This window comes from Anaeromyxobacter diazotrophicus, from assembly GCF_013340205.1.
Classification (GTDB): Bacteria; Myxococcota; Myxococcia; order Myxococcales; family Anaeromyxobacteraceae; genus Anaeromyxobacter_A; species Anaeromyxobacter_A diazotrophicus.
The window spans coordinates 171,316-195,579 of record NZ_BJTG01000004.1 but is presented as its reverse complement, the minus strand read 5'-3'; the positions used below and the strand labels follow the sequence as shown (position 1 = coordinate 195,579).

The following is a 24,264-nucleotide window of genomic DNA, read 5'->3' as shown; positions in this document are numbered from 1 at the left end:
TGCCGGGTTCATCGTAGAGCCGCAACCAGCGCCGCTCGAGGCGCTCGTCGGAAGCCCCTCCCGGAGCCCCCGTGCCCGAAGCCACCTCCGCCATCCCTGCTCCGTCGCGCGCCGGCGTCGCCCGCGACCTCTCGTTCCTGGATCGCTACCTGACGCTCTGGATCTTCCTCGCCATGGGCGCCGGCGTGGCGCTCGGCTGGCTCGTGCCCGGGGTCGTGCCGGCGCTGAACCGGCTCAGCGTCGGGACGACCTCGCTCCCCATCGCGGTCGGCCTCGTCCTCATGATGTATCCGCCGCTGGCGAAGGTCCGGTACGAGGAGCTCCCGCGCGTCTTCAGGAACGGCAAGGTGCTCGCGCTGTCGCTGGTGCAGAACTGGCTCATCGGCCCGGTGCTGATGTTCTGGCTGGCCGTGATCTTCCTGCGCGACAAGCCCGAGTACATGGTCGGGCTCATCCTCATCGGGCTCGCGCGCTGCATCGCCATGGTCATCGTGTGGAACGACCTGGCGAAGGGGGACACCGAGTACTGCGCCGGCCTGGTCGCCTTCAACTCGCTGTTCCAGGTGTTCTTCTTCTCGGTCTACGCCTGGATCTTCGTCACGGTGCTGCCGGGCTGGCTCGGCCTCCACGGCGCCCAGGTGAACATCACCATCGGCGAGATCGCGAGGAGCGTCTTCGTGTACCTCGGCATCCCCTTCCTCGCCGGCGTCGCGAGCCGCTTCGGCCTCCGCGCCTGGAAGGGCGAGGCGTGGTACCGGCGCGAGTTCATCCCGCGCATCTCCCCCATCACGCTCATCGCGCTGCTCTTCACCATCGTCGTCATGTTCTCGCTGAAGGGCGAGACCATCGTCCAGCTCCCCCTCGACGTGGTCCGCATCGCCCTCCCGCTCCTCGTCTACTTCGTCGTGATGTTCTTCGTCTCCTTCTTCATGAGCCGGCGGGTCGGGGCGCCCTACGGACAGACCGCGACGCTGTCGTTCACGGCCGCCTCGAACAACTTCGAGCTCGCCATCGCCGTCGCGGTCGCGACCTTCGGGATGTCCCACGGCGCCGCGTTCGCGGCCGTCATCGGCCCGCTGGTCGAGGTGCCGGTCCTCATCGGGCTCGTCCACGTGGCGCTCAGGCTGCGGGACCGCTTCTTCCCCGGCGAGACCGCGGAGCTCGCAGGCGTCAAGAACTGCGCCGGGCGCTTCCCGGCCTCGCGCGAGGCGACCCGGTGAGCAGCGAGGCCTGGCGGCGCCAGGCGGAGGAGCTGCGCGCGCTCGCGCCGCGCCACGTGCTCTTCCTGTGCGTCGCGAACTCGGCCCGCAGCCAGATGGCGGAGGGGATCGCGCGCGCGCTCGCGCCGGCGGGGGTCACGATCTCCTCCGCCGGGTCGCGCCCCACGGGCGTGAACCCGCTCGCCGTCCGCGCGCTCGACGAGCTCGGGATCGACCTCCGAGGCCAGTGCTCGAAGGGCCTCGACGCGATCTCGCCGGACGGGGTCGACGCCGTCGTCACGCTGTGCGCCGAGGAGGTCTGCCCGGTGTTCCTGGGGAAGGCCCACCGGGTCCACTGGGGGCTGCCCGATCCGGCCGCCTCGGGGATGGACGAGCAGGAGCGGCTCCAGGCCTTTCGGGACGTCCGGGACGAGCTGCGCCGACGGCTCGCGGTCGTCTTCGGGCGCTGACCCGAGGAGGGCGCTCCTGCCTGAGGACCGCCCGGCAGCGGCCCTCAGCGGCGGCGTCCCGCGGCGGCGCGGCGCCGCCCGCGGGCATATACTTTGTTCTCCAACTATCGGTTCGCTCCGCGCCTCGCCCCTCCCCCGCAGGCTCTCTCGCGCGGTGCACCGGAGAGGCCCGTCGTGCAGACCTTCCCCGCCACCGGAGCGCGACCCCCGGAAGACCGCGATCACCCCGCCGCGCCCGCCTGGGCTCCCCTCGTGCGCTGGCTCGCGCCGCTCGGCACCGGCGGCGGCTATGAGAGTTCGCGGCGGCTCGGCAAGTGGCTCCTCGTCGGCATCGCCATCGGGGCGGTCGCGGGGCTGGGCGCGGTCGCCTTCACTTGGGCCATCCGCGGCGTGACGCAGCTCGGGCTCGGCACCCTGGTGGGCTGGGCGCCCCCGGGGCCGGTCGGCGAAGGCGGCGCGGCCGTGTCCCGGATGGCCCGTCCCTGGCTCCTCCCCGTCCTCACCACCCTGGGCGGGCTCGTCTCCGGGGTCCTCGTCTTCGGGCTCGCCCCCGAGGCGGAGGGGCACGGGACCGATGCCGCCATCGAGGCCTTCCACCGCCGCGGCGGCTGGATCCGGCCGCGCATCCCGCTCGTGAAGCTCGTCGCCTCCGCCATCACCATCGGGACGGGCGGCTCCGCCGGGCGAGAGGGGCCGGCCGCGCAGATCTCGGCAGGCTTCGGAGCGCTCCTCGGCCACGCCGTGCTCAAGAGTCCCCAGGACCGGCGCATCGCGGTGGCGGCGGGGATCGGTGCCGGCATCGGCGCCATCTTCCGGGCGCCGCTGGGGGGTGCGCTGCTCGCGGCCGAGATCCTCTACCTGCACGACATGGAGGTCGAGGCGATCATCCCCTCCCTCATCGCCTCGATCGTGGGCTACACGGTCTACGGCGCGGCGAACGGCTTCGCGCCCATCTTCGGCGCTCACCCCGCCCTCGAGCTCGGCGCGCCCATCCAGCTGCTCTACTACGCGGCGCTCGGGGTCCTGAGCGGCGCCGGGGGCCTCCTCTACGCGCGGACCTTCTACCGCGTCGGCGACGCGTTCCACCGGCTGGCCCTGCCGCGCTGGCTCAAGCCGGCGCTGGGCGGCCTCGCGGTGGGCCTGCTCGGGCTCGCGCTACCCCAGGTGCTGCACACCGGGTACGGCTGGGTCCAGCTCGTCATGAGCCGGGAGGGCCTGCTCGCGTTCTCGCCGCTGCTCATCCTGATCATCCCGATCGCGAAGATCGTGGCGACGTCGCTCAGCATCGGCTCCGGGGGCTCGGGCGGCATCTTCGGCCCTGGGATGGTGGTGGGCGGGATGCTCGGCGCGGCGCTGTGGCTAGCCGGGCACGCCCTTGGCCTCCCCTCCCTGCCGCCCGAGCCGGCGCCGTTCGTCATCATCGGCATGATGGCGCTGTTCGGCGGGATCGCCCACGCGCCGCTGGCGGTCATGCTCATGGTGGCGGAGATGACCGGGACGCTCTCGCTGCTCGCGCCGGCCATGATCGCGGTCGCGATCTCGACCGCGATGGTGGGGGACGAGACCATCTACCGGGCCCAGCTCCGTGACCGCGCGAGCTCTGCCTTCCACCGCGCGCGGTTCAGCGTCCCGCTCCTCGCCTCGCTCGCCGTGCGCGACGCGTGGGAGCGGGTCCCGCTCAGCCTGTCCGACGCGACGCCGATCGAGGACGCGCTGGCCCGGCTCGCCGAGGCCGGCGCCGACGGCGCGGCGATCACCGCCGACGACGGCCGGGTCGTGGGGAGCGTCAGCCGCGATGCGCTCCGCCGCGTCGCCCCCGACGAGCGTACGGCCCCGGTCTCGACCGCGACGGTGCGCGTGGCGCTCGCGCCCGGCCAGACGCTCGAGGAGGGCATGCAGGTGCTCACCGACGCCGGCACCGACACGGCCCCGGTCGTGGAGGCCGGCCGGGCGGTGGGCCTCCTCACCTCCCGTGGCGTCCTGCGCGCCTACCGCACCGCCGCCGGGCGCCTGACAGCCACCGCGGCGCTCACCCACGCCTGACCGGCACCGGCCGGACGCTCAGGCGCCCGCGGCCCGGTTCCGCTCGAGGAGCGCGAGCCGCAGCTCGCGGTCCCCGATCCAGCCGACGACCTCGCCTCCCTCCATGACGGGGACCTGGCTCACCCCGCACCGCTCGAGCACGGCGGCCACCTCGCTCCAGGTCGCGCGCAGGTCGACCCCGGCGAACGGCACCATCGCGTCGGCCGCCCGGAGCCAGGCGAGCTCCGCCGCGGGCACCTGCTGCAGCACCTCGAGCTCGAGGAGGCCGCGCGGCCCCGCCATGTCCCGGACAAGGACGACGCGCTGGCGCCGCCCCGCCCGCGCCGGCTCCGCGAGCTGCGCGAGCGGCGCCTGCTCCGCGACGGGCGCGAGCTCGGACGGGACGAGCAGCGCAGCCGGGCGGCCCCCGAGCTCGTCGAGCTCTTCGCGCAGGGGCCGCGGCGCGTGCCTGGGCGAGGCGGCGCGGCTAGCGACCTGGGCCGGATAGAGCGAGTGCTTCCGGAGCGCGACGTAGGCGATCCCGATGGCGAGCATCATCGGGACGAGCAGGTCGTAGCTCCCCGCCAGCTCCGCCACGAGCACCAGCGCCGACAGCGGCGCATGCGCGAGCCCGCCGTAGAAGGTGCCCATGCCGATGAGCGCGAACGCGCCCGGCTGGATCGAGGGGTCGGCGAGGGCCAGCCGGGCGCCGTGTCCGAAGGCGCTCCCGAGCAGCCCCCCCATGACCAGCGAGGGGGCGAAGTCCCCCGCCGCCGCTCCCGAGCCGATGGTGAGCGCGGAGGCCAGCATCTTGAGCGCCGCCACGCCCGCGAGCAGGCCGACCACGCCCGCGCCCGCGGGCAGCCAGTCCGCCCCGGTGATCGCCACCTGCAGCACGCCGTACCCGCCGCCGAAGACGCCGAAGGCGCCGGCCGCCGGCCCGTGATGCCGGAGCATGAAGGCGACGAGCGCCGCCCCGGCGCAGCCCATGAGCAGGCCCCCTACCGCGGGGCGAAGCCAGCCGGGGAGGCCGCTCCGGGCGCTCGCCCGCTGGACGGCGCGGAGGAGCCGGACGAACAGGACCGCTGCGATCGACACCAGCAGCGCCGCCAGCGCGTACAGCGGCAGGTGGACGGGGCGGAAGCCGAACCGCGGCAGGTGCCCGAACAGGGTCGTCTCGCCGAACAGGGTGATGACCACCGAGTAGGACACCACGCTCGCGAAGATGGCGGGCACGAGCGCGTCCGCCTCGAAGTCGTCGCGGTACAGCAGCTCCGTCGCGAGCAGCGCCGCGCCGAGCGGCGTCCGGAAGACGGCCGCGATGCCGGCGGCGATTCCGGCGACGAGCAGTACGCGCCGCTCAGCGCGCCGCGTGGGCAGGAGCCGCCCCACCGCCGCCCCGATGGCGGCGCCGATCTGCATGGTGGGCCCCTCGCGACCGCCCGAGCCGCCCGACGACAGCGCCAGGATCGCCGCCGCCGCTTTCACCGGGATCACCCGCCGCCGCACGAGGCCGCCGTGGTGATAGGCCTCGATGGCGGCGTCCCCGCCACCGCCCGCGGCCTCCGGGGCGAAGCGGCTGGTCAGGAGCCCGCTGGCGAGCCCTCCCGCGGCCGGGAGGAGCGCCAGGAGCCACGGGCGCAGCGGCGCCGCGACGCCGGGCGCGACGAAGGTCTCGCCGCGCGCGCGGAGCGGCTCGAACCCGGCCAGCCCGAGGAGCACCCGCTGCGCGAGTTCCAGCGAGGCGAAGAAGGCGGCGCCCAGGAGCCCCGCGACGGCGCCCACCACGCCGGCGTACAGCAAGGTGCGGCCCACGATCCGGAGGTCGAGGGGGGCGACCTCGCCGAGCAGGGCGAAGGCCCGCGGCGGCGCGCTGCGCCAGCCGGCGCCGCGCCCGGAGTCCGCGGCCGGCGGCACTCCGCCCTGGGGAGGCTTCGCCTGGTCTCGCCGGTCCATGTCGCTCACGCTCGGGGGCTGTCCAGCGCCGCGCACGCGGAGGCCCTCCGGGCGCTGGCGATGGTTGCATATCAAAGTGCGGCGGCGCGGTCCACGGCGCGCTCGCCGTCCCGCGCGCGGGCCCGCGCCTCAGCGGGGCCGGCGCCGCGGCGCGCGACGCCGGGTGCGCGCGGCGCTCGCCCGGAGCCGGCCGGCGACGTGCCCGAGCGTCCGCGCGGTGACGTCGACGTCCCTCGCGGCGGTGGCCGCGATCGCCGCGCCCACGGCCGCCTCGATGGTACCGGTCTGCAGGGCGTCGATGCGCTCGCCGGCGGGGGTGAGCGTCAGGTGGAAGCTCCGGCCGTCCGCGGCGTCCCGGTCCCGCCTCACCAGCCGACGCCGCTCCACGCGCTTGAGCAGCGGCGTCACGCTGCTGCGGTCGAGGTGCAGGATCTCGGCGACGGCGGCGGGCGTGATCCCGGGGATCTGGCCGACGATCCGGATGAAGAGGCGCTCCGGCCCGGTCACGCCCAGGTGCCGCTTCATCGCCCTCGAGGCGCTCTCCAGGGTGTGGTTGAGCTCCCACAGCGCGCGCAGGAAGCTCAGCGCGGGGCCGAACTCGGCCCCGAGGTCGTCGGGTGGCGCGTGCCGGCGCGGAGCGCTCATGGCCCGCGATTCTGGAGCAGCGCCGGGGTTTGTCCACTCCGCCGCCGCGGGACGGAGCGCGTGGGGGGGCCTTCCTAGCCCCGGCCGGCCGCCCGCAGGGACGCCCGCGCCGCCTCGACGATCTCCTCGACGGTGAACGGCTTCGCCAGCACGGTCGCCGCGCCCGGTACCGGCTCGGCGTCCCGCGCCGTCAGCACCACCACGGGCACCTTCAGGAGGCGCTCCTCCGTCCGGAGGCGCTGGAAGAGCTCGGCGGTCCGGCCCGGAGGCTCGGGCACGTCGATGATGGCGACCGCCGGGGCGCAGCCCCGGTCGAGCAGGCGCAGCGCGTCTCCGGCGGAGCTCGCGACACAGCACTGGAAGCCGTCGCCCGCCAGGACGTCGGTGAGCGAGCTGCTGAGGTCCTCGTCGGTCTCGAGGAGCAGGATCTTCGCGCAGGCCACCCCCCAAGCTGCCGCCTGCGCCGGCGATCTGCACTGATCGTGCGGGCGCGCGCTCCGCGACCGTCGGTCCGTCTACGCCGAGGGGGGCAGGGCGCCCGATCGCCTCCCGGGCACCCCGACCGCGTGGCATGGGATCGCACCCGCCATGGACGCGGCACAGGCTCTTCCGCGCGGGCAGGCCTATAGGAAAGGTGGGGAGCGAGCGAGCAGGAGCCCACGTGACGGCTTACGAATACTTCGGGCGGGCGGAGCGCGTGGAGCAGCTCTCGGCGGAGATCTACGCCCAGCTCGCGCGCGACTTCGCCGCCGACAAGGAGGTCAGCGCCGCCTTCCGCGCCCTCGCCGAGGAGGAGCAGCAGCACGCGCTCCGCATCCGCCTCATGCGCGAGCGGTACCGCACCAACCCCGCCCTCTTCGAGCGGATGGAGTGGCTGGAGGAGGACCTGGACGCGGTCGACCGCTACGTGCGGGAGCTCCGCGACGAGGTCGCGCGCGGCGCCTGGGGCACCGAGGTCGCGCTCGTCCACCCTCGCCTGCTCGAGATGGAGGAGCGGCTCGGCCTGCACGCGGAGCGCATGGCGCGCGACGCGGACCCCGACGTCCGCGGGTTCTTCGAGGCCCTGGCGCAGCAGGACCGGGCCCATCACCGGCTGTTCGCGCCCGCGCCCGCCGGGCCGCGCTAGGCGCCGCGCGGCGTCAGCTATCCGCCAGCCGCTGCAGCCGATCGGCCTCGCGCACCCCGGCGGCCCACGCCTCGGCCTCGCTGGTGAACCAGCGGTCGAAGGCGGCCGCGTCGACCGTGACGTGCCAGCGCGCGTTCGTGGAGCTCACCCGGACGACGTGCGCGCCGACGTGAAACGGCTTCCCGTCCGGGGGCGGCTCTCCTGCGACCTTGCTCGGCTTGCGTTCGAGGGACACGGCGTCCTCCGTGAGGGGTGCGCGGGGCGCGCCCGGCCACGGAGCAGTCAGCAAGTTCCACGCCGCGCCCGCACCGATCCGGGTCGCGGCCACCCTGCGCTCAAGCGGCCGGACGCGTTGCCGTTTCGAAGGTGGGCGCGGGCACGCACCCCGCCCACCTCTCCCCGCCGCGCGCGGGTGACGACATTTGTCACTCCGGGCTGCCGCTCCCGGTCACCCGCGCTGGCCGTCGCCCGCAGGCGCGATCACTGCGCGTGGCCGTCCATCATCCCGGCGCAGCCGCCCTGCTGCATGCGCTCCGAGTGCATCCGGACCGCGCTGCGGAGCTGGTCGGCCTGCGCGGGGTCCTCGGGCACCAGCGTGAGGCGCGCGCCGCCCTCGGTGTCCTCGGCGCTGGCGCGGGACGGCGGCGGCATCATCATCCCGCCGTGCCCCATCCCGGCCATCCCGCCCTCGCCGCTGCCGCCCATCATCCCGCCCTCCCCCATCCCGCCCTGCATCCCGCCGTGCATCCCGGCGTGGTGCTCGTTGTGCATGTCGGCCATCGCGCGGACGCGGCGGCGCAGGTCGTCCACCTGACCCGAGCTCGTGACGAACGTGAGCGCCTCGCCTTGCGGCGTGTCCGCCGCCGACACCGTCGTGCCTGGGACGGCCATGGGGCACACGTCCATCATCGAGGCGCGCGCCGGCGCCGGCGCCGCGGTCGCCACAGGCTGCGGCGCCGAGCTGGTCCGCTCCGCCGAGCGCGAGGAACTGCAGCCCGCGGCCGCGAGGGCGAGGGCGAGGGCCGTTGCGATCTTCATGGGGACCTCCGCTGCGAGTGAGGGTGCGCTCCGCCTCTTCGCGCCCGCGCGGCGCGGGAGCCATCCTCAGTTGGGCGCACCACCAGCGAGGGGCGCCGCTGCCCGTGCGCCCGGCGAGCGGGGAAGCGGCCGGGCGCGCTGGCGGCCGGCCCCCCGTGCGTCGTGCCGGGGGTTCCCGCGCCATGATGCGGTTGCTACATCTCCGATACAGTTGAGCCCTTCGACGAGGCGATCCCCCGACTCCCCTGCCCGCTCCGTGGCGCGCTGGATGCTGCTCATCCACCAGATCCCACCGGTGCCCGCCTACCTGCGGGTGAAGGTCGGCCGGCACCTCGCGCGGGTGGGCGCGGTGGCCATCAAGAACTCGGTCTACGCCCTGCCGCACAACGACGAGACGCAGGAGGACCTGCAGTGGATCCTGCGCGAGATCGTGGAGGGCGGCGGGGACGGCTCGCTGGTCGAGGCCCGCTTCGTCGACGGCCTGACCGACGAGGAGCTCACCGCGCTCTTCCAGGCGGCCCGCGAGGCCGACTACCGGGAGCTGGCCGGGCAGGCGCGCGCGGTGGCCGCGGCGCTGCCCCGGCGCGACGCCCTCCCCCGCGCCCGCGGGGGCGAGCTGGCCGGGCAGGTGGCGCGGCTCCGCCAGCGCGCCGTGGAGCTCGCCGCCATCGACTTCTTCGGAGCACCCGGGCGCGAGGTCGTCGAGGGCCTCCTGTCCGGCATGGAGGCGCGCATGAGGACCGTCGAGGGCGTGGAGCCGGCGAAGCCGGCGCTGGATCGGGCCCAGCACCAGGGCCGCACCTGGGTGACGCGCGCGGGGATCAAGGTGGACCGGATGGCGAGCGCCTGGCTCATCCGCCGGTTCATCGACCCGCGGGCGACCTTCAAGTTCGTGCCGGCGAAGGGCTACCGGCCCGCGCCGGGCGAGCTGCGCTTCGACATGTTCGAGGGGGCGGAGTTCACCCACGAGGGCGAGCTGTGCACCTTCGAGGTGCTGGTGCGGCGGTTCGGGCTCGACGATCCCGCGCTCCGAGCCATCGCGGAGATCGTCCACGACATCGACGTGAAGGACGCGAAGCACGGCCGCGAGGAGGCGCCCGGCATCGGCCAGCTGGTGGCGGGGATCGCCGCCGCGCACCCGGAGGACGAGGCGCGGCTCGCGCGCGGCGCGGCGGTGTTCGACGACCTGTACGCCGTCCACGGCGGCGCGACGAGGCACTGACCGCGCGCCGCGCGGGAGGAGCACGGGATGCGAGGGCTCGCGATCACCGGTCTGGCGGCGCTGCTCGGCGCCTGGGCGATCGCCCGCGCGCAGGGGGCGGCCGCGAGGACCTGGGACTTCCAGACCGACGCCCTGGACGCCGCGCCGGCTGGCTTCTCGTTCGGCCGCACTGGCGAGGGGCGCGAGGGGAAGTGGGTGGTCACCCGGGACCCGTCGGCCCCGGCCGGCGACCACGTGCTCACGCAGCTCGACGCGGACGGCACGGACTACCGGTTTCCGGTGGCCATCGCGGACGCGCCCAGGCTCGCGGACCTCCGGCTCGAGGTGCGGTGCAAGCCGGTGAGCGGGAAGATCGACCAGGCCTGCGGTCTCGTCTTCCGGTACCGCGACGCCGGCGACTACTACGTCGTGCGCGCCAACGCGCTCGAGGACAACGTCAACCTCTACAAGGTGGTGAACGGCCGCCGCCGTGAGGTCGAGGGCTGGCGCGGCCGGGTCGCGACGGGGACCTGGCACGCGCTCGCCGTCGAGGCGCGCGGCGACCGGCTCCGGGTGTACTGGGAGGGGAAGCCGATCCTCGAGGCGCGGGACGACACCTTCCGCGAGGCCGGCCAGGTGGGCGTCTGGACCAAGGCCGACTCGGTCACCTCCTTCGACGCGCTGACCGCGACGCCGCTCGAGTGAACGGGAGGGGTGCCCCCGCCGCGCCGGTGTCCGATGCCCGAGCCGACCCCAGCGCCTCCCCCCGCCGCGTCCGCGGCCGACCAGCGGGTCTCGATCTCCGAGATCTTCTGGTACTTCCTCGCGCTCGGCTGGCTCGCCTTCGGCGGGCCGGTGGGCCAGATCGGCCTCATGCACCTGCAGGTGGTCGAGCGCCAGCGGTGGATCGACGAGGACGAGTTCGTCCGCGCGCTGAACTTCTGCCACCTGCTGCCCGGCCCCGAGGCGCTGCAGCTGGCGATCTACATCGGCTACAAGAAAGGGGGCTACCGGGGCGGCCTCCTCGCGGGCGTGCTGTTCATCCTGCCCGGCTACCTCACGCTCACCGCGCTCGCCTGGATCTACGTCCACTTCGGGAAGACGCCGGAGGTGCTGGGCGTGCTGTGGGGCTTCCGGCCGGTCGGCCTCGCCCTGCTCCTCGCCGCGCTCGTCCGCATCTCGCGCGCCGCGCTGAAGGGCGTCTTCCCGGCCGTGCTCGCGGCCGCGGCGTTCGCCGCCTTCTACTTCGGACGCGTGCCCTTCGTCCTCGTGCTCCTCGCGTGCGGCCTCGGCTACGTCGCCTGGCACCGCCTGGGGCCGGGTTCGCGCACCGCCGCCGCCGCCGCCTCGCTCCTCCTCGCCGCGCGCGCCGACGCCGCCGGCTCGACGGCGAGCCGCCTGCTCGACGTCTCGTGGTTCTTCTTCAAGGTGGGGCTGTTCTCCTTCGGCGGCGCCTACGCGGTGCTGCCCTACCTCCGGGAAGGCGCCGTCGCGACCTACGGCTGGATCAGCGACCGCCAGATGATCGACGTGCTCGCGCTCGGCGAGACGACGCCGGGGCCGCTCATCTCCATCGGCATCTTCGTCGGCTTCCTCGCCGGGCAGGGGGTGCACGCGCCGTGGCTCGGCGCCACCGCGGCGACGCTGTGGCTGTTCCTGCCGTCGTTCCTGTTCGTGCTGCCAGCCGCCCGGCACATGAACTGGTTCACCTCCAGGCCAGGCCTGAAGGAGTTCCTGAAGGGCGTCACCTCCGGCGTGGTGGGCCTCATCTTCTCGATCTCGATCCCGCTCGCGAACGTGGCGTTCAGGCCCGCGGGGAGGATCGACTGGGTCACCGTGGCGCTCGGGCTCGCGGCCTTCGCCGCGCTCACCTGGTGGAGGTGGCGGCTCAACGTGGTGGTCGTGGTGCTGGCCGGCGGCGTCCTCGGGCTGCTGCGCGCGTTCGCGCCGGGATGGTTCGGCGGACCGCTCTCATGAGCCGGCCGGAGGAACAGGAGCGCTCGAGATCGAGCTGGGGCCGCTCGGATACCTCGTGGAGGGCTCCGACCGGACGCTGGTCGCGCCGAGCCTCGTCCTCAACTGGGGCTTCGCCGACCGGTGGGAGGCCGTGCTCGAGGGGCGGCACTTCGTGGGGCTCGGGAGCGCCCTCCACGAGCCGAGGCTGCGGGTCGAGGACACGGCCTTGTCCCTGAAGCGCGTCCTGCGCGAAGGGAGTCTCCAGGAAAAGGCCGGCCCGAGCGTGGCGACGGAGCTCGGGATCCTGCTCCCGACCCTCCGCGGCGACAGCGGCGTCGGCGCCGAGTGGGCGCTCATCGTCTCCCAGCGTTGGCGCGACCTGACCGTGCACGTGAACGGGGCCGCCGCCTGGACCCGCGCCCATGACCGGGCGTGTTCGGCGGGGTCATCCTCGAGGGGCACGACGCCTGGCCGGTCCGGCCGGTCGCGGAGGCGTTCGTGGAGCGCGAGCGCGCCCTGCCGACTACGGTCTCCGGCCTCGCCGGCGCGATCTGGCGCGCCTCCGAGGGGCTCTCCCTCGACGCCGCCCTGCGCCTCGCGCGCGCCGGCGGCGTGAGCACGACCGAGCTCCGCGCCGGGCTCACGTGGGCCTGGAGCCTGGGGTTCCCGAGATGAGCCGACTGCGGCCGACCTTCCTCCTCCTCGCCCTCGCCCTCGGCCCCGCCCTGGGCTGCCGGAGCCGCGGGCGCGAGGTGGTCGTCTACCTCTCCATCGACCAGGTCTTCACCGAGCCCATCCTGCGCGACTTCGAGCGGCAGGAGGGGGTGAAGGTCCGCGCGGTCTTCGACACCGAGGAGACGAAGAGCACGGGCGTGCTCAACCGGATCGTCGCCGAGGCCGGGAGCCCGCAGGCCGACGTGTTCTGGTCGGGCGATCCCGTCCGCCCGCTCCTGCTCGCGAAGCGCGGCCTCGTGCGCCCGTACGCGTCCCCGAGCGCGGCCGGCGTCCCGCCCGCGTTCAAGGCCGCCGACGGCAGCTGGACGGGTGGCGCGGCGCGGGCGCGCCTGCTGCTCGTGAACCGGGACCGCGTGAAGCCGGACGCGCGGCCGCGCTCGGTGCGCGATCTCGCCGACCCGAGGTGGAAGGGCCAGACCGCGCTCGCCAACCCGCTCTTCGGCACGACCACCATGCACGTGGCCGCGCTGGCGGACGTCTGGGGCGACGAGGCGCTGAAGGCCTTCCTCGGCCAGCTCCGGGCGAACGGCTGCCGGATCGCGAGCTCGAACGGCGAGGTGAAGCGGCTCGTCGCCTCGGGCGAGGTGGCCTTCGGGCTGGCCGACACGGACGACGCCGCGGAGGCGCTCCGCGAGGGCGCGCCCGTCGACGTCGTCTACCCCGACCAGGACGGGATGGGCACGCTGCTGATGCCGACGGCGGTGGCGATGCTCGCGGGACCGCACCCCGAGCCGGCGCGGCGCCTCGTCGACTTCCTCCTGTCCACGGCGGCCGAGCAGAAGCTGGTCGACCTCGCCGCGCACCTCCCGCTCCGCGCGGGCGTGTCGCCGGCGCCCGGCGGCCGGCGGGCGGAGGACGTCCGGGCGATGCGGGTCGACTACGCCCGCCTCGCCGACACGATGGAGCGGCTCCAGCCATGGCTCCGCGAATGGGCTGGGCTCTAGCGCTGCGGCGGCGCGAGGAGCCCCTGCTCCTGGCCGCGGCGGGCCTCGCGCTCGCCGCGCTCGCGCTCTCGCCCCTCGTGGCCCTCTCCGGCCAGCTCGCGAGCGCCGAGGCGCTCCGGCACGCCGCGCGGGCGCTCTCGGCGCCCCGGACGTGGCTCCTCCTCCTGTCGTCCCTCGGCCTCGCGTCCGCCGTCACGCTCCTCGCCCTCGGGATCGGGCTCCCGCTGGGCGTCCTGCTCGGCCGCGCAGACCTCCCGCTCCGGCGGCTGGCGCTCGGGCTGCACGCGTTCCCGCTGTTCCTCCCGCCGTTCCTGCTCGCCCTCGGCTGGTTCCACCTGCTCGGCCGCGGCGGGATCGCCGCCAGCGGGCCCGGCGGGCGGCTCCTCTTCTCCGCGCCGGGCGCGGTCCTCGTCCTCGCGCTCGCGCTCACGCCCGTCGTCACCTCCCTCGTCGCGGTCGCCTTGCGCGCCGTCGATCCCTCGCTGGAGGAGGCGGCGCTCCTGGTCGCGGGGCCGGGGCGCGCCGCGGCGCGGATCCTCCTCCCCCTCATCCGCCCGGCCATCGCGCTCGCGGCGCTGATCGTGTTCTCGCTCGCCTTCTCCGAGCTGGGCGTCCCGATGTTCCTCCGCGTGGCCGTGTACCCGGCGCTCGTGTTCTCCCGGCTCGGCGGCGTCGACTTCGCGCCGGGCGAGGCCTTCGCCCTGGCGGCGCCGCTCTTCGCGGTCGCGGCCGGGCTGCTCGCCTTCGAGCGCCGCGCCGCCGGCCGCCGCTCCTTCGCGGTGCTCGGGCTCCGCAGCCGGGAGGTGCCCGACCTGCGCCTCGGCCGCTGGCGCCTCCCCGCGGCGCTCTTCGCCGCGGGGGCCTCGCTCCTGCCGCTCCTCCCGCTGGCGGCGCTCGCGCTCCGCGCCGCCCGCGGCGGCGGCTTCGCGGAGCTGCCGCGGTGGATCGGCGCGAGCGCCTGGTACAGCCTCCTCGACGCGCTCGGCGCCGGCACCGTCGTCCTCGCCCTCGCGATCGTGATCGGCCACGCCGCCGCACGCCGCCGGCGAGGGGGCGCCGCGCTCGACGCCCTCGCCGTCCTCGCCTTCGTGACCCCGGCCGCGGTGCTCGGCGTGGGCCTCGTCGCCGCCTGGAACCGGCCGTCGCTCCAGCCCGTCTACGGGTCGAGCGCGATGGTCGGCCTGGCGCTCGCCGCGCGCCACGCGGCGGTGGCGCTCCGGACCGCGGCGGTGTCGTTCGCGCAGGGTTCGGCGCACCACGAGGAGGCGGCCGCGATCGCGGGCGCGCGGTTCCTGCGCCGCCTCGGCCGCATCCTCGTGCCGCTCCACGCGCGCGGGCTCGCGGCGGCCTGGCTCCTCGCGGTCGTCTTCTGCCTGCGGGACCTCGAGACGGCGGTCCTCCTCTACCCGGCGGGCCAGGAGCCGCTCACGGTCCGGATCTTCACGCTCGAGGCCAACGGGCCGGGGGCGGTCGTCGCGGCGCTCAGCTGCGCCCAGGTGGCGATGACCGCGGCCGTGCTCGCGCTCGGCGCCGCGCTGCTCCTCCGGAGGGGGCGGTGAGCGCCGCGCTCCAGCTCGACCGCGTCACCGCGCTCCGCGGCGGCCAGGAGGTGCTCGCCGAGGTCTCGCTGCGGGTCGCGCCCGGCGAGACGCTCCCGGTGCTGGGGAGCTCGGGGTCGGGCAAGACGACGCTCCTCCGCGTCGTCGCCGGGCTCCTCGCGCCGGCGCGCGGCGCCGTGCGCATCGGGGACGCGCTCGCCTCCGAGGCCGGCCGGCTCGTCCTCGCCCCCGAGGAGCGGGGGCTCGCGATGGTGTTCCAGGACCTCGCGCTCTGGCCCCACCTCACCGTCCACGGGAACCTGAGCTTCGGCCTGGAGGGGAGGAAGGTCGCGCGCGCGGAGCGGGAGGAGCGCGTGGCCGCCATCCTCTCCCGTGTCGGCCTGGCCGGGAAGGCGCGCCGCCACCCGGGGGAGCTCTCGGGCGGCGAGCGGCAGCGCGTGGCCATCGCCCGGGCGCTGGTCCTCGCACCGCGCGCCGTGCTCCTCGACGAGCCGCTCTCGAACCTCGACGTCGGCCTGAAGCAGGAGCTGCTCGCGCTCTTCCGCGAGCTCCTCCACGAGCGGGGCGCGACGGCGCTCTACGTGACGCACGATCCCCGCGAGGCGCAGGCGCTCGGCCCGCGCACCGCCGTCCTCGACCGTGGCCGGATCGTCCACCTCGGGCCGCTCGAGGCGCTGCGCGCCCGGCCCGACCTCCCCTTCGCGCGGAGCGTCCTCCAGGCCCTCGGGCCCTGAGGCGCGCTCCGGGGCCGGCGGCCGGGCGATGTCGGCTCCCCCGAGTACCATGGTCGCCGTGGCCCTCCGCCTCCTCCACACCTCCGACTGGCACCTCGGGCGCGCCCTCCACGAGGAGTCGCTGCTCGAGGACCAGGCGTTCGCGCTCGACCAGCTCGTGGCGCTGGCTCGCGACGAGCGCCCGGACGCGCTGGTGGTGGCGGGCGACGTCTACGACCGCGCCGTCCCGCCGCCGGAGGCGGTCGCGCTGCTCGACGACGTGCTGACCCGCCTGGCGGACCTCGCCATCCCCGTCGTCGCCATCGCCGGGAACCACGACTCGGCGGAGCGGCTCTCCTTCGGCGCCCGGTTGCTCGCCGCCCGCGGCGTCCACCTGCGCGGCCAGCTCCAGCGCGCCGCCGAGCCGATCGAGCTCCCGGGCCGGGGGCTCGTCTACGCCCTCCCCTTCGTCGATCCGGACGTCGTGCGCGGGCTCGAGGGCGACGAGGCGATCCGCGGGCACGCCGCCGCCACCGCGCGCGCCGTGGCGGGGGCGCGCGCGGACGCCGCGCGCCGCGGGCTGCCCGCCGTCCTGGTGGCCCACGCCTTCGTCCAGGGCGCCCAGCAGACGCCCGACAGCGAGCGGCCGGTGGTCGTGGGCACGGCGGGCTCCGTCCCGGCGGAGACCCTGGCCGGCTTCGACTACGTCGCGCTCGGGCACCTGCACGCGCCGCAGGAGATCGCGCCCGGCCTCCGGTATGCCGGCTCCCTCCTCAGGTACTCCTTCAGCGAGGCGGACCAGGACAAGAGCGTAGCCCTGGTGGAGGTCGAGCGCGGGCGCGCCACGGCGCGCACGGTCGCCCTGGGGGCGAAGCGCCAGGTGGTCCGGTTGCGCGGGAAGCTGGCGGACCTCCTGCGCCGCCCCGAGCTCGCGCGGCACGAGCGCGATCTGGTGGAGGTGACGCTCGAGGACGAGGGGTACGTGCTCGACGCGAAGCGCAAGCTCCAGGCGCGCTTCGCCCACGTGCTCAACGTGGTGCGCCTGGAGCTGGCCGCGGCACCGGGCCAGGGCGCGTTCGGGCAGCAGGTGGCGGGCGCGGGCCGCGACGAGCTGAAGCTCTTCGAGAGCTTCTTCTCCACCGTCACGGGCGCCCTGCCCGGCCCCGAGCACCGCCAGGTGTTCACGGCCGCGCTGGCCGAGATCGACCGCCAGGAGCGCGCGGCGTGAGGCCGCTGTCGCTGGAGCTGCAGGCGTTCGGGCCGTACGCGCGCCGGCAGTCGGTCGACTTCACCGCGCTCGGCCCGAGCGAGCTCTTCCTCATCCACGGCCCGACCGGAGCCGGCAAGACGACCCTGTTCGACGCGATGACCTTCGCGCTGTACGGCGTCGTGCCCGGCACGCGACCCGAGAGCCGCCTCCGCGCCGACCGCGCCGCCGAGGGCGCCGCGCCCCGGGTCACCTTCCGGTTCTCGCTGGGCGACGCCGTCTACCGGGTCGAGCGCACCGCCGCCTGGAACCGCCCCAAGAAGCGCGGCGATGGCACCACCGCCGAGCCGGGGTCGGCCGCGCTCTTTCGCGAGGGCGAGCCGGCGCCGCTCGCCACCCGGACCACCGCCGTCTCCGAGAAGGTCGAGGCGCTGCTCGGGATGGGGCCCGAGCAGTTCCAGCGGGTGGTGCTCCTGCCGCAGGGCGACTTCAAGAAGCTCCTCGTCGCCGACGCCCGCGAGCGCGAAGCGCTCTTGCAACGGCTCTTCGGGACCGAGCGGTACGCCGACGTCGAGCGGCTCCTCGCCGAGCGCAAGAACGACCTCCTCCGGCGCGCGAAGGAGCTGCGCCAGCGCCAGGACGAGGTGCTCGGAGGCGAGAGCGCCGCGGCCCTGGCGGAGCGGCGGGCCGCCGTCGAGGCTCGCCTCGCGGCCGCGCGCGCCGAGGCGGGGGCGCTCGACGGCGCGCGGGCCGAGGCCGAGGCGGGGCTCGCCGCGGCGGCCGCCCTGGCCGGCCGCTTCGACGAGCTCGCGCGGGCGCACCTCGCCGTCGAGCGCGCGGCCGGCGCGGCGGCGGAGCTCGCCGCCGACCGCGAGCGGCTCGCGCGCGCCGAGCGCGCCGAGCGCGTGCGCGAGAGGCTCGCCGCCGCCGCGCAGGCCGAGGCAGCCCGGGCCGAGCGCGCGGCCGGCGAGGAGGAGGCCGTCCGCGCCGAGGCGCTGGCCGCGGCGGACGCCGCCCAGGCGCAGGAGGCGCTCGACCGCGCCCAGGCCGGGGCGGCGCGGCTCCCCGAGCTGGCGGGGCGCGCCCAGGCGCTCGCGCGCGCCCTCCCGGAGCTGGAGCGCCTCGACCGCGCGGAGGAGGACCTCCGGGCGCTGGCCTCCGAGTCCACGCGCGCGGCCGCGGCCCTGGCCACCGCCCGCGAGGCGCACGAGGCGGCCGCGCGGGAGGCCGAGGCGCTCGGCGCGCGCGCCGCGGCGCTCCGCCCCGCGGCGCAGGACGAGGGCCGACGCGCCGAGGCGGCGGCCGCGCTCGAGGCGGCGGCCCGAGCCGCCCAGGAGCGCGACGGGCTCGAGGCCGACGCGCGGAGGCTGGAGCAGGAGCTCGCCGGGCTGGAGCGGCAGGCGGCCCACGCCGCCGAGGCCGCGGCCCGGGCCCGGGCCGAGGCGGACGGGCTCAACGCCGCACGGGAGGCCGGGCTCGCGGCGTGGCTCGCGGCCAACAAGCTGCAACCCGCTCAGCCCTGCCCGGTCTGCGGCTCGGTCGAGCACCCCGCCCCGGCGCGCGCCGCGGCGAAGGTGCCGGACAAGAAGGAGGTGGACGCCGCCCGCGCCGGCGCCGAGAAGCTGGCCGAGGGCGCCTCCGCCCGGGAGCGGCAGCGGTCGAGCGCGGCGGCGTTGCTGGAGGAGGCGCGGTCCCGCGCCGCCCGGGCGCGCGAGGCCGAGCCGCGCCCGCTCGCGCAGCTCCAGGCCGAGGCCGCGGCGGCGGGCCAGGCCCTCGCGGCCGCGCGCGCCGCCTCGAAGGAGCTCGCCCGGGCCGAGCGCGCGCTCGACGAGGCGCGCGCCCGGGAGGCGGAGGCCCTCTCCGCGAGCCGCGCCGCCGGTGAGTCCGCGGCGGCCGCGGCCCAGCGCTCCGGCGCGGCCGCCGCCGCCCGCGACGAGCTGCGCCGCCAGCTCGCGGCCACCGGGGCCGGCCCCGACGCGCGCGAGCGGCTGGCGCGGGTCCAGGCCGAGCTGCGCGCCTTGGAGCAGGCGCTCGCCTCCGCCGCCGCGGCGCACGCCGGCGCTGGGGCGGCCCGCGCCGCCGCGGCCGCGCGGCGGGCGGCCTGCCGCGACGAGCGCGAGCGCGCCGCGGAGCGCGCGGGCGCCGCCCAGGCCGAGGCCGCGGCGGCGTGCCAGGCGGCGGAGTTCGCGAGCACCGCCGGCTGCGAGGCCGCCCTCCTGCCCGAGGAGCGCCGGCGCGAGCTGGCGCGGGCCATCGAGGACCGCACGGTCTCGGCGCGCACGGCCGCCGAGCGAGCCGCGGCCCTCGGCGAGGAGCTCGCCGCGAGCTCGCCCCCCGACCTCGCGGCCGCGCGCGCGGCGCGGGACGCCGCCGCGACCACCGCCGCCGCCGCGCGCGACGCCGCCGTCACCCTCGACGGCGAGCTCCAGGCCATCGGCAAGCAGGAGCGGCGGCTCGGCGACCTGGGGACCCAGCTCGCCGCCCTGGAGCGGGAGGCGGAGGTCCTGGGCCGCGTGGCGGAGGTCGCGAACGGCAAGAACGGCCTCAACATGAGCCTGCAGCGCTTCGTGCTGGCCGCGCGCCTGGAGGAGGTGGCGGAGGCCGCCAGCCGCCGGCTCCTGGCCATGTCGCGCGGGCGCTTCCGCCTGCGCCACGACGCCGCGGTCGGCCACAAGGGGCAGGCCTCGGGGCTCGGGCTGGTGGTCGAGGACGCCTGGACGGGGGTCACCGATCGGCCGGTCGGCGCGCTCTCCGGCGGCGAGAGCTTCCTCGCCAGCCTGGCGCTCGCGCTCGGCCTCTCCGACGTGGTCCTGCGCCGCTCGGGCGGCCTGCGCCTGGACGCGCTGTTCGTGGACGAGGGGTTCGGCTCGCTCGACGAGGAGACGCTCGATCACGCCGTCCGCGCGCTCGAGGACCTGCGGGAGCACGGCCGGCTCGTCGGCGTCATCTCGCACGTCCCGGAGCTGCGGCGCCGGATCCCGGCCCGGATCGAGGTGAGGCGGGGCGAGGAAGGCTCGACCGCCGTGGTCCACGCGGCCTAGGCGTGCGCCGGGACGCGCGGGAGGGGTTGACCGCGCCGCGGCACTCCTCTACTTGTCCCGCCCGCATGCACGACCCGCTCGCCCCGCTCCTCGCCGACGGCATCATCGACGAGGTGGTCGCCCGCCTGAAGAGCGGCAAGGAGGCCGACCTGTGGCTGGTGCGCCACGGCGGCGAGATCGTCGCGGCGAAGATCTACAAGGAGCGCCAGGCGCGCAGCTTCCGCAACAACGCCGCCTACCGGGAAGGGCGGCAGGTCCGCGACACGCGCATGCAGCGCGCCATGGACCGGGGCTCGCGGTTCGGCCAGGCCGCCGCCGAGGAGGCGTGGAAGGCCAAGGAGGCGGACGCGCTGTACGCGCTGCACGCGGCCGGCGTGCGCGTCCCGAAGCCCGTCCTCTTCTACCAGGGCGTGCTGCTCATGGAGGTGGTGGTCGACGCCGAGGGCCGCCCCGCGCCGCGCCTCGTCGACGCGCAGATCGCGCGCGCGGACGCGGCCGCCCTGTACGCGGACCTGCGCAGCCAGGCGGTGCGGATGCTGGCGGCCGACCTCATCCACGGGGACCTCTCGCCCTACAACGTGCTCGCCGGCTGGAACGGGCCGGTGGTCATCGACTTCCCGCAGGTGATCGGGGCCGCGCACAACAGCCAGGCGCAGCGGTTCTTCCAGCGCGACGTCGAGAACGTGCGCCGGTTCTTCGCCGCCCTGGACCCGGCGCTGCACGCCGCGGCCGGCGACGCCGCCGAGATCTGGCGTGCCTACGAGCGGCGCGAGCTGAGGCCCGACTTCGTCCCGAGCGGGCGCGCCCCCGAGGCGCCGCGCCGCGAGGCCCCGCGGCCGCACGCCGCCTCGCACGGCGCGCCTCCGCGCGCGCAGGCGGGCGGCCCGCAGCGCCGGCAGGAGGGGCGCCCGCAGGAGCCGCGCCGTCACGACCAGCGGCGCCAGGAAGGGCGGCGCCAGGAGCCGCGCGCGCAGGAGCCGCGGCGCCCGTCCGGCGCGCCGCCCCGCGGCGGCCCCGGGCCCGAGGTGATCAGGGTGAGCCGCCCGGCGCAGCACACGCACCCAGAGTCTCAGCCGCAGCACCCACATCCGCAGCAGCAGCCGCTGCGCTCCCAGCCGCAGCACCCGCGCGCGCAGCCTCAGCACGCGCAGCACCCGCATCCCCGGCCGCCGCCGGGCGCGCACGCCGCGCCGCCGGCCGCCGCGCCGGGCAGCGGCCACCGCCGGCGGCGCCGCCGCGGTCCGCGCTGAACCTGGCGAGAGGCGCGCGCTTCAGCGCACTTCCTCCTCCTCCCACCACGGATAGCCGCCCCGCTCCAGCGGGCGGCCCGGGTCGCGGCTGTGCTCGATCACCTCGCCCGCGAGCGCGCGGCTGAAGGTCGCCAGATCGTCCACGCTCAGCACGCCCACCAGGGCACCCCCGGCGCCGAGCACCGCCATCCGGCGCACCGCGTGCTCGTCCATGAGCGCCGCCGCGGCCTCGAGATCCTCGCCCTCGGAGCACGACACCACCTGCGGCGTCATCGCCGCGCTGACCCGAAGCGAGCGCGGGTCCTCCCCGGCGGCGACGGCGCGCACGACGATGTCCCGGTCCGTGAGCATCCCGACCAGCCGGTCGCCTTCGCACACCGGGAGCACCCCCACCCCGGCGGCGCGCATCTTCCGCGCCGCCGCAGCCACGGTCTCCCCGGGAGCGACGATCTCCGGGCGGCGGCTCATCACGTCCTTGACCAGCATGGCGGCACCCTCCTCTCCGCCATGGTGCGCTCGCCCGGCGGCGGGTGGAGCCGCCCAGGACGGGCTGCGCGGCCCCCCTGCCCCGTCACAGGGGAGACGGACCGCGACACCGTGTCTGCCCCCCTCCCTCTTGCCCGGCGCGCTCCCCGGCGGGGGGCCTACCCTCACTTGCGCTCCAGCTCCGAGAGGACCCGGCCAGATCCTCCTCCGCTTCGTCGATGGCGAGCACCGAGGACGGCTCCGCTCGACGAGGGTCTAGCTTGTGCCGCAGGCGCGAGATGTGCGCGTCCACGGAGCGGTCGAAGACCTCGTCGGCGCTCCCCTTCGTCAGGTCGAGCAGCTGCTCGCGGGTGAGGACCTGGCCCGCGCGCTCCGCCAGCACGCGCAGCAGCACGAACTCGGCGGTGGTGAGCCGCAGCGGCCGGCCGGCGCGGCGCGCGGTGAAGCTGCGCGGCGACACCTCGAGGTCGCCGACCCGCAAGGTGTCGCGCGGCGGGCCGACCGCGCCCCGCCCGCGCCGCACCAGCGCCTTGAGGCGCGCCAGCAGCTCGCGCGAGGAGAACGGCTTCGCGAGGTAGTCGTCGGCGCCGCTCTCCAGGCCGAGCACCTTGTCCGCCTCCTCGCCCAGCGCCGTGAGCATGATGATGGGGACGCCGCAGCGGGCCCGCAGCTCGCGGCAGACCTCGATCCCGGACAGCCGCGGCAGCATGACGTCGAGCACGACCACGTCGTGCTGGCCCTTCACCGCTTCGGCCAGGCCCTGCCGCCCGTCTCCCACCCAGGTGACCTGGTGCCCGTGCGCCTCCAGGTAACGGGTGGTCATCGAGGCGAGCCGCTCGTCGTCCTCGACGTAGAGGACGCGGAACCGCTCGGGCTCGGCGCTGGTCATGGCGGGATCCTCCCTGGAAGGCGCGGCCGGGCCGCGGCCGTCGGACGAGCCCCGCCGCGGACCGGCCGGTGGCGGGAGGGTTTCGCCGACGACCGGTCCGCGCGGAGCGCGAAAGGCGCGCGGGGGAGCGCGCCGTGCGACGCCGCCACCATCGCCCGGCCGCGTCGCGCCTGCGTGTGCGGAGTGTTGCGAAATGTTTCGGGGAGCGGCGGTGGCGAGGGCCAGCGCTCGCCTCCGGGGCCGCTCAGCCCAGCACGTCGCGCAGCGCGGGATCGTGCTCGAGCACCTTCTTCGCGTAGGTGCAGACCGGCACGAGCTTCACCCCCGACTCGCGCGACCAGGCGACGGCCGCGTCGACGAGGCGGCGGGCCACGCCCTGCCCGCGCAGCACCTCGGAGACCTCGGTGTGCTCGATCACGGCGCGCCCCGCCTCGTCGCGGCGGTAGGTGAGCTCCGCCAGCCGCTCCCCGCCGCGCTCGACGAGGAACGCGCCGCCGCGCGCGCCGCCCGCGTGCCGCACCGCCAGCTCGTGCGTCGGCTGCTCCGTCGTGGTCCGTTCGGCCATGCACTGTCTGATAACCCGCGCGCGGCGGCCGCGCCCGCCCGCGGGCGGCGCTCAGTGCCGGAGCATCAGCTCCTGGTGCTCGGGGGCCGCCGGGGTCTCGCTCTCCACCTCGCGCTCCAGATCCTCCGGGCTCATGCCCAGGTCGTCGAGGTCGCGATCGAACGCGTGGTCCTTCATCACGATCGTCGGGTCAGGTGCCTGCGCCGGCTTCGTCTCGGGCAGCATGGTGCCTCCTCGCCGCACAGTGTCGCAGAGCGAGGCCGCGCGCCGTCGATCCCGGGCGTGGCCGCCCCGAGCGACCCGCTTGCGCGCACTCGCGCAGCCCCGCGGAGGGATCACAGGAAGTTGAAGCTGAAGACCAGCTCGCTCACGGTGTCGAGCCGATCGGCGAGGGGCACGTAGCCCGCCTGCCAGGACGTGCCCTGGGGAGGCGGGCGAGGCGCGGGGGCGCTGTCGTAGCGGCCGCGCACGCGCACGCCCAGCGAGCCGCGGTCCGTGAGCTTCAGGTTGAGCTCGGCGCGCCCGACCAGCCGGTCGTCGTGGAACGGGCCGACACGCCCGCTCGCGATCGGCTCGGCGTTGAGGTTCGTGAGCAGCTCGAGCGAGACCTTCACCCCGACCACCGGCGCGGGGGTGAGCTCGTAGCCCGCGAAGAACCGCGCCGAGTGCACCGTCAGATCCGGCGTCGTCGCCACGTACTCCTGGTGCGCGACGTCGTAGCCCAGCTCCAGCGTGACCGTGCTCGGGCCCCGCCGCAGCACGTCGCGGCTCACGCCCACCTGCGCGCCCGCGAGGAGCTTCTTGCCGGCGGGCTCGTCGCCCGACGCGAGCACCGCGCCGTAGAGCGAGTCGCGCGCGCCGACGAAGCGGTCGTACCGGCCCTTGAGCGACCAGGCGCGCGAGGTCGTCTGCACCACGCGGTGGATCTCGTCCGGGCCGATGCCCGGGGTGCCGTTCGTGTCGGCGGCCACGTCCACCCGGCTGCGGGCGAACGCGCCGAAGGCGTCGAGGGAGAACCGGTCGTCGCCCGAGCGGTGCGAGACGGAGCCGGTCGCCGAGAGCGAGACCGCCTGCGCGTTTCCCGTGCTCACGTTGACGCCGGCCTGGGCGGACGCCTTCCAGCCGTCGTGGCTGGCCTTGTCGGGCGACGTGAAGGTGAAGGTCGGATCGGCGGCGTGCGCGCCGCGGGCGGCGAGCAGGATCGCGGCCGTCGCGGCGGCCGCGAGCACGGGGCGGCGCCTCATCGGCGCGCATCTTGCGTC

Annotated in this window: 24 protein-coding genes; 14 read left to right on the top strand and 10 right to left on the bottom strand. The window is 76.3% G+C overall.

Annotated features, from left to right (window positions below; translation table 11 throughout):
• Positions 1 to 71: 71 nt before the first annotated feature.
• From arsB to HWY08_RS09410, 3 genes are all read left to right on the top strand, one after another.
• Positions 72 to 1,220 (top strand): ACR3 family arsenite efflux transporter, encoded by a 1,149-nt coding sequence (gene arsB, locus HWY08_RS09420; protein ID WP_176064622.1) that lies wholly within the window; start codon positions 72 to 74, stop codon positions 1,218 to 1,220.
• The gene (locus tag HWY08_RS09415) at positions 1,217 to 1,669 is read left to right on the top strand and encodes an arsenate reductase ArsC (protein WP_176064621.1); all 453 of its coding nucleotides are present in this window, start codon (positions 1,217 to 1,219) and stop codon (positions 1,667 to 1,669) included. Before arsB ends, HWY08_RS09415 begins: the two co-directional genes overlap by 4 nt.
• Positions 1,670 to 1,843: 174 nt before the next feature.
• Positions 1,844 to 3,712 carry a chloride channel protein gene (locus HWY08_RS09410; RefSeq protein WP_209005144.1) on the top strand — a complete coding sequence of 623 codons (1,869 nt, stop codon included), beginning with the start codon at positions 1,844 to 1,846 and terminating at the stop codon, positions 3,710 to 3,712.
• Positions 3,713 to 3,730: 18 nt separating this feature from the next.
• On the opposite strand, the gene HWY08_RS09405 is transcribed toward HWY08_RS09410, so the two are convergent.
• The 3 genes from HWY08_RS09405 to HWY08_RS09395 all read right to left on the bottom strand — a co-directional run bounded on the left by HWY08_RS09405 (position 3,731) and on the right by HWY08_RS09395 (position 6,735).
• A complete protein-coding gene (locus HWY08_RS09405; RefSeq protein WP_176064620.1) occupies positions 3,731 to 5,647 on the bottom strand; it encodes a chloride channel protein in 1,917 nt (638 codons plus the stop codon).
• A gap of 129 nt (positions 5,648 to 5,776) precedes the next feature.
• Positions 5,777 to 6,292 carry a MarR family winged helix-turn-helix transcriptional regulator gene (locus HWY08_RS09400; RefSeq protein WP_176064619.1) on the bottom strand — a complete coding sequence of 172 codons (516 nt, stop codon included), beginning with the start codon at positions 6,290 to 6,292 and terminating at the stop codon, positions 5,777 to 5,779.
• 74 nt (positions 6,293 to 6,366) lie between these two features.
• On the bottom strand, positions 6,367 to 6,735 hold the full coding sequence (locus HWY08_RS09395; RefSeq protein ID WP_176064618.1) for a response regulator transcription factor: 369 nt from the start codon (positions 6,733 to 6,735) through the stop codon (positions 6,367 to 6,369).
• A 218-nt stretch (positions 6,736 to 6,953) separates the two neighbouring features.
• Here HWY08_RS09395 and HWY08_RS09390 point away from each other — a divergent pair, with 218 nt between their 5' ends.
• Positions 6,954 to 7,418 carry a ferritin family protein gene (locus tag HWY08_RS09390; RefSeq protein WP_176064617.1) on the top strand — a complete coding sequence of 155 codons (465 nt, stop codon included), beginning with the start codon at positions 6,954 to 6,956 and terminating at the stop codon, positions 7,416 to 7,418.
• Between the two features lie 13 nt (positions 7,419 to 7,431).
• Here HWY08_RS09390 and HWY08_RS09385 read toward each other — a convergent pair whose 3' ends face one another.
• Both HWY08_RS09385 and HWY08_RS09380 read right to left on the bottom strand, forming a co-directional pair.
• Positions 7,432 to 7,653 carry a hypothetical protein gene (locus tag HWY08_RS09385; protein WP_176064616.1) on the bottom strand — a complete coding sequence of 74 codons (222 nt, stop codon included), beginning with the start codon at positions 7,651 to 7,653 and terminating at the stop codon, positions 7,432 to 7,434.
• Positions 7,654 to 7,898: 245 nt separating this feature from the next.
• Positions 7,899 to 8,456, bottom strand: a complete 558-nt coding sequence (locus HWY08_RS09380; RefSeq protein ID WP_176064615.1) for a hypothetical protein — start codon at positions 8,454 to 8,456, stop codon at positions 7,899 to 7,901.
• A gap of 256 nt (positions 8,457 to 8,712) precedes the next feature.
• Between HWY08_RS09380 and HWY08_RS22095 the strand changes: the two genes are divergently transcribed.
• From HWY08_RS22095 to HWY08_RS09330, 10 genes are all read left to right on the top strand, one after another.
• Positions 8,713 to 9,678 (top strand): chromate resistance protein ChrB domain-containing protein, encoded by a 966-nt coding sequence (locus HWY08_RS22095; protein ID WP_209005143.1) that lies wholly within the window; start codon positions 8,713 to 8,715, stop codon positions 9,676 to 9,678.
• A gap of 27 nt (positions 9,679 to 9,705) precedes the next feature.
• Positions 9,706 to 10,362, top strand: coding sequence for a hypothetical protein (locus tag HWY08_RS09370; RefSeq protein ID WP_176064614.1), 657 nt, complete (start codon positions 9,706 to 9,708; stop codon positions 10,360 to 10,362).
• A 33-nt stretch (positions 10,363 to 10,395) separates the two neighbouring features.
• The gene (gene chrA / locus HWY08_RS09365) at positions 10,396 to 11,634 is read left to right on the top strand and encodes a chromate efflux transporter (protein WP_176064613.1); all 1,239 of its coding nucleotides are present in this window, start codon (positions 10,396 to 10,398) and stop codon (positions 11,632 to 11,634) included.
• 411 nt (positions 11,635 to 12,045) lie between these two features.
• Positions 12,046 to 12,288 carry a hypothetical protein gene (locus tag HWY08_RS09360; protein ID WP_176064612.1) on the top strand — a complete coding sequence of 81 codons (243 nt, stop codon included), beginning with the start codon at positions 12,046 to 12,048 and terminating at the stop codon, positions 12,286 to 12,288.
• Positions 12,285 to 13,292 (top strand): extracellular solute-binding protein, encoded by a 1,008-nt coding sequence (locus HWY08_RS09355; protein ID WP_176064611.1) that lies wholly within the window; start codon positions 12,285 to 12,287, stop codon positions 13,290 to 13,292. The genes HWY08_RS09360 and HWY08_RS09355 overlap by 4 nt, the downstream gene beginning before the upstream one ends.
• Positions 13,265 to 14,851: an ABC transporter permease gene (locus tag HWY08_RS09350; RefSeq protein ID WP_176064610.1), complete on the top strand. Its 1,587-nt coding sequence runs from the start codon at positions 13,265 to 13,267 to the stop codon at positions 14,849 to 14,851. The genes HWY08_RS09355 and HWY08_RS09350 overlap by 28 nt, the downstream gene beginning before the upstream one ends.
• Entirely contained in the window at positions 14,848 to 15,585 is a 738-nt protein-coding gene (locus HWY08_RS09345; protein ID WP_176064609.1) for an ABC transporter ATP-binding protein, read from the top strand. The genes HWY08_RS09350 and HWY08_RS09345 overlap by 4 nt, the downstream gene beginning before the upstream one ends.
• A gap of 58 nt (positions 15,586 to 15,643) precedes the next feature.
• On the top strand, positions 15,644 to 16,792 hold the full coding sequence (locus tag HWY08_RS09340; RefSeq protein WP_176064608.1) for an exonuclease SbcCD subunit D: 1,149 nt from the start codon (positions 15,644 to 15,646) through the stop codon (positions 16,790 to 16,792).
• Entirely contained in the window at positions 16,789 to 19,812 is a 3,024-nt protein-coding gene (locus HWY08_RS09335; RefSeq protein ID WP_176064607.1) for an AAA family ATPase, read from the top strand. The genes HWY08_RS09340 and HWY08_RS09335 overlap by 4 nt, the downstream gene beginning before the upstream one ends.
• 65 nt (positions 19,813 to 19,877) lie before the next feature.
• Complete coding sequence (locus HWY08_RS09330; protein WP_176064606.1) at positions 19,878 to 21,062, top strand: RIO1 family regulatory kinase/ATPase domain-containing protein; 1,185 nt, start codon at positions 19,878 to 19,880, stop codon at positions 21,060 to 21,062.
• Positions 21,063 to 21,083: 21 nt separating this feature from the next.
• Here the strand turns inward: HWY08_RS09330 and HWY08_RS09325 are convergent, their stop codons facing one another.
• The 5 genes from HWY08_RS09325 to HWY08_RS09305 all read right to left on the bottom strand — a co-directional run bounded on the left by HWY08_RS09325 (position 21,084) and on the right by HWY08_RS09305 (position 24,246).
• Positions 21,084 to 21,548, bottom strand: coding sequence for a CBS domain-containing protein (locus tag HWY08_RS09325; RefSeq protein ID WP_176064605.1), 465 nt, complete (start codon positions 21,546 to 21,548; stop codon positions 21,084 to 21,086).
• An 85-nt stretch (positions 21,549 to 21,633) separates the two neighbouring features.
• Positions 21,634 to 22,437, bottom strand: coding sequence for a response regulator transcription factor (locus tag HWY08_RS09320; protein WP_176064604.1), 804 nt, complete (start codon positions 22,435 to 22,437; stop codon positions 21,634 to 21,636).
• Positions 22,438 to 22,681: 244 nt separating this feature from the next.
• Positions 22,682 to 23,002, bottom strand: a complete 321-nt coding sequence (locus HWY08_RS09315; protein WP_176064603.1) for a GNAT family N-acetyltransferase — start codon at positions 23,000 to 23,002, stop codon at positions 22,682 to 22,684.
• A gap of 51 nt (positions 23,003 to 23,053) precedes the next feature.
• Positions 23,054 to 23,227 (bottom strand): hypothetical protein, encoded by a 174-nt coding sequence (locus HWY08_RS09310; protein ID WP_176064602.1) that lies wholly within the window; start codon positions 23,225 to 23,227, stop codon positions 23,054 to 23,056.
• Positions 23,228 to 23,337: 110 nt separating this feature from the next.
• Positions 23,338 to 24,246, bottom strand: a complete 909-nt coding sequence (locus HWY08_RS09305) for a DUF481 domain-containing protein (protein ID WP_176064601.1) — start codon at positions 24,244 to 24,246, stop codon at positions 23,338 to 23,340.
• Positions 24,247 to 24,264: the final 18 nt, after the last annotated feature.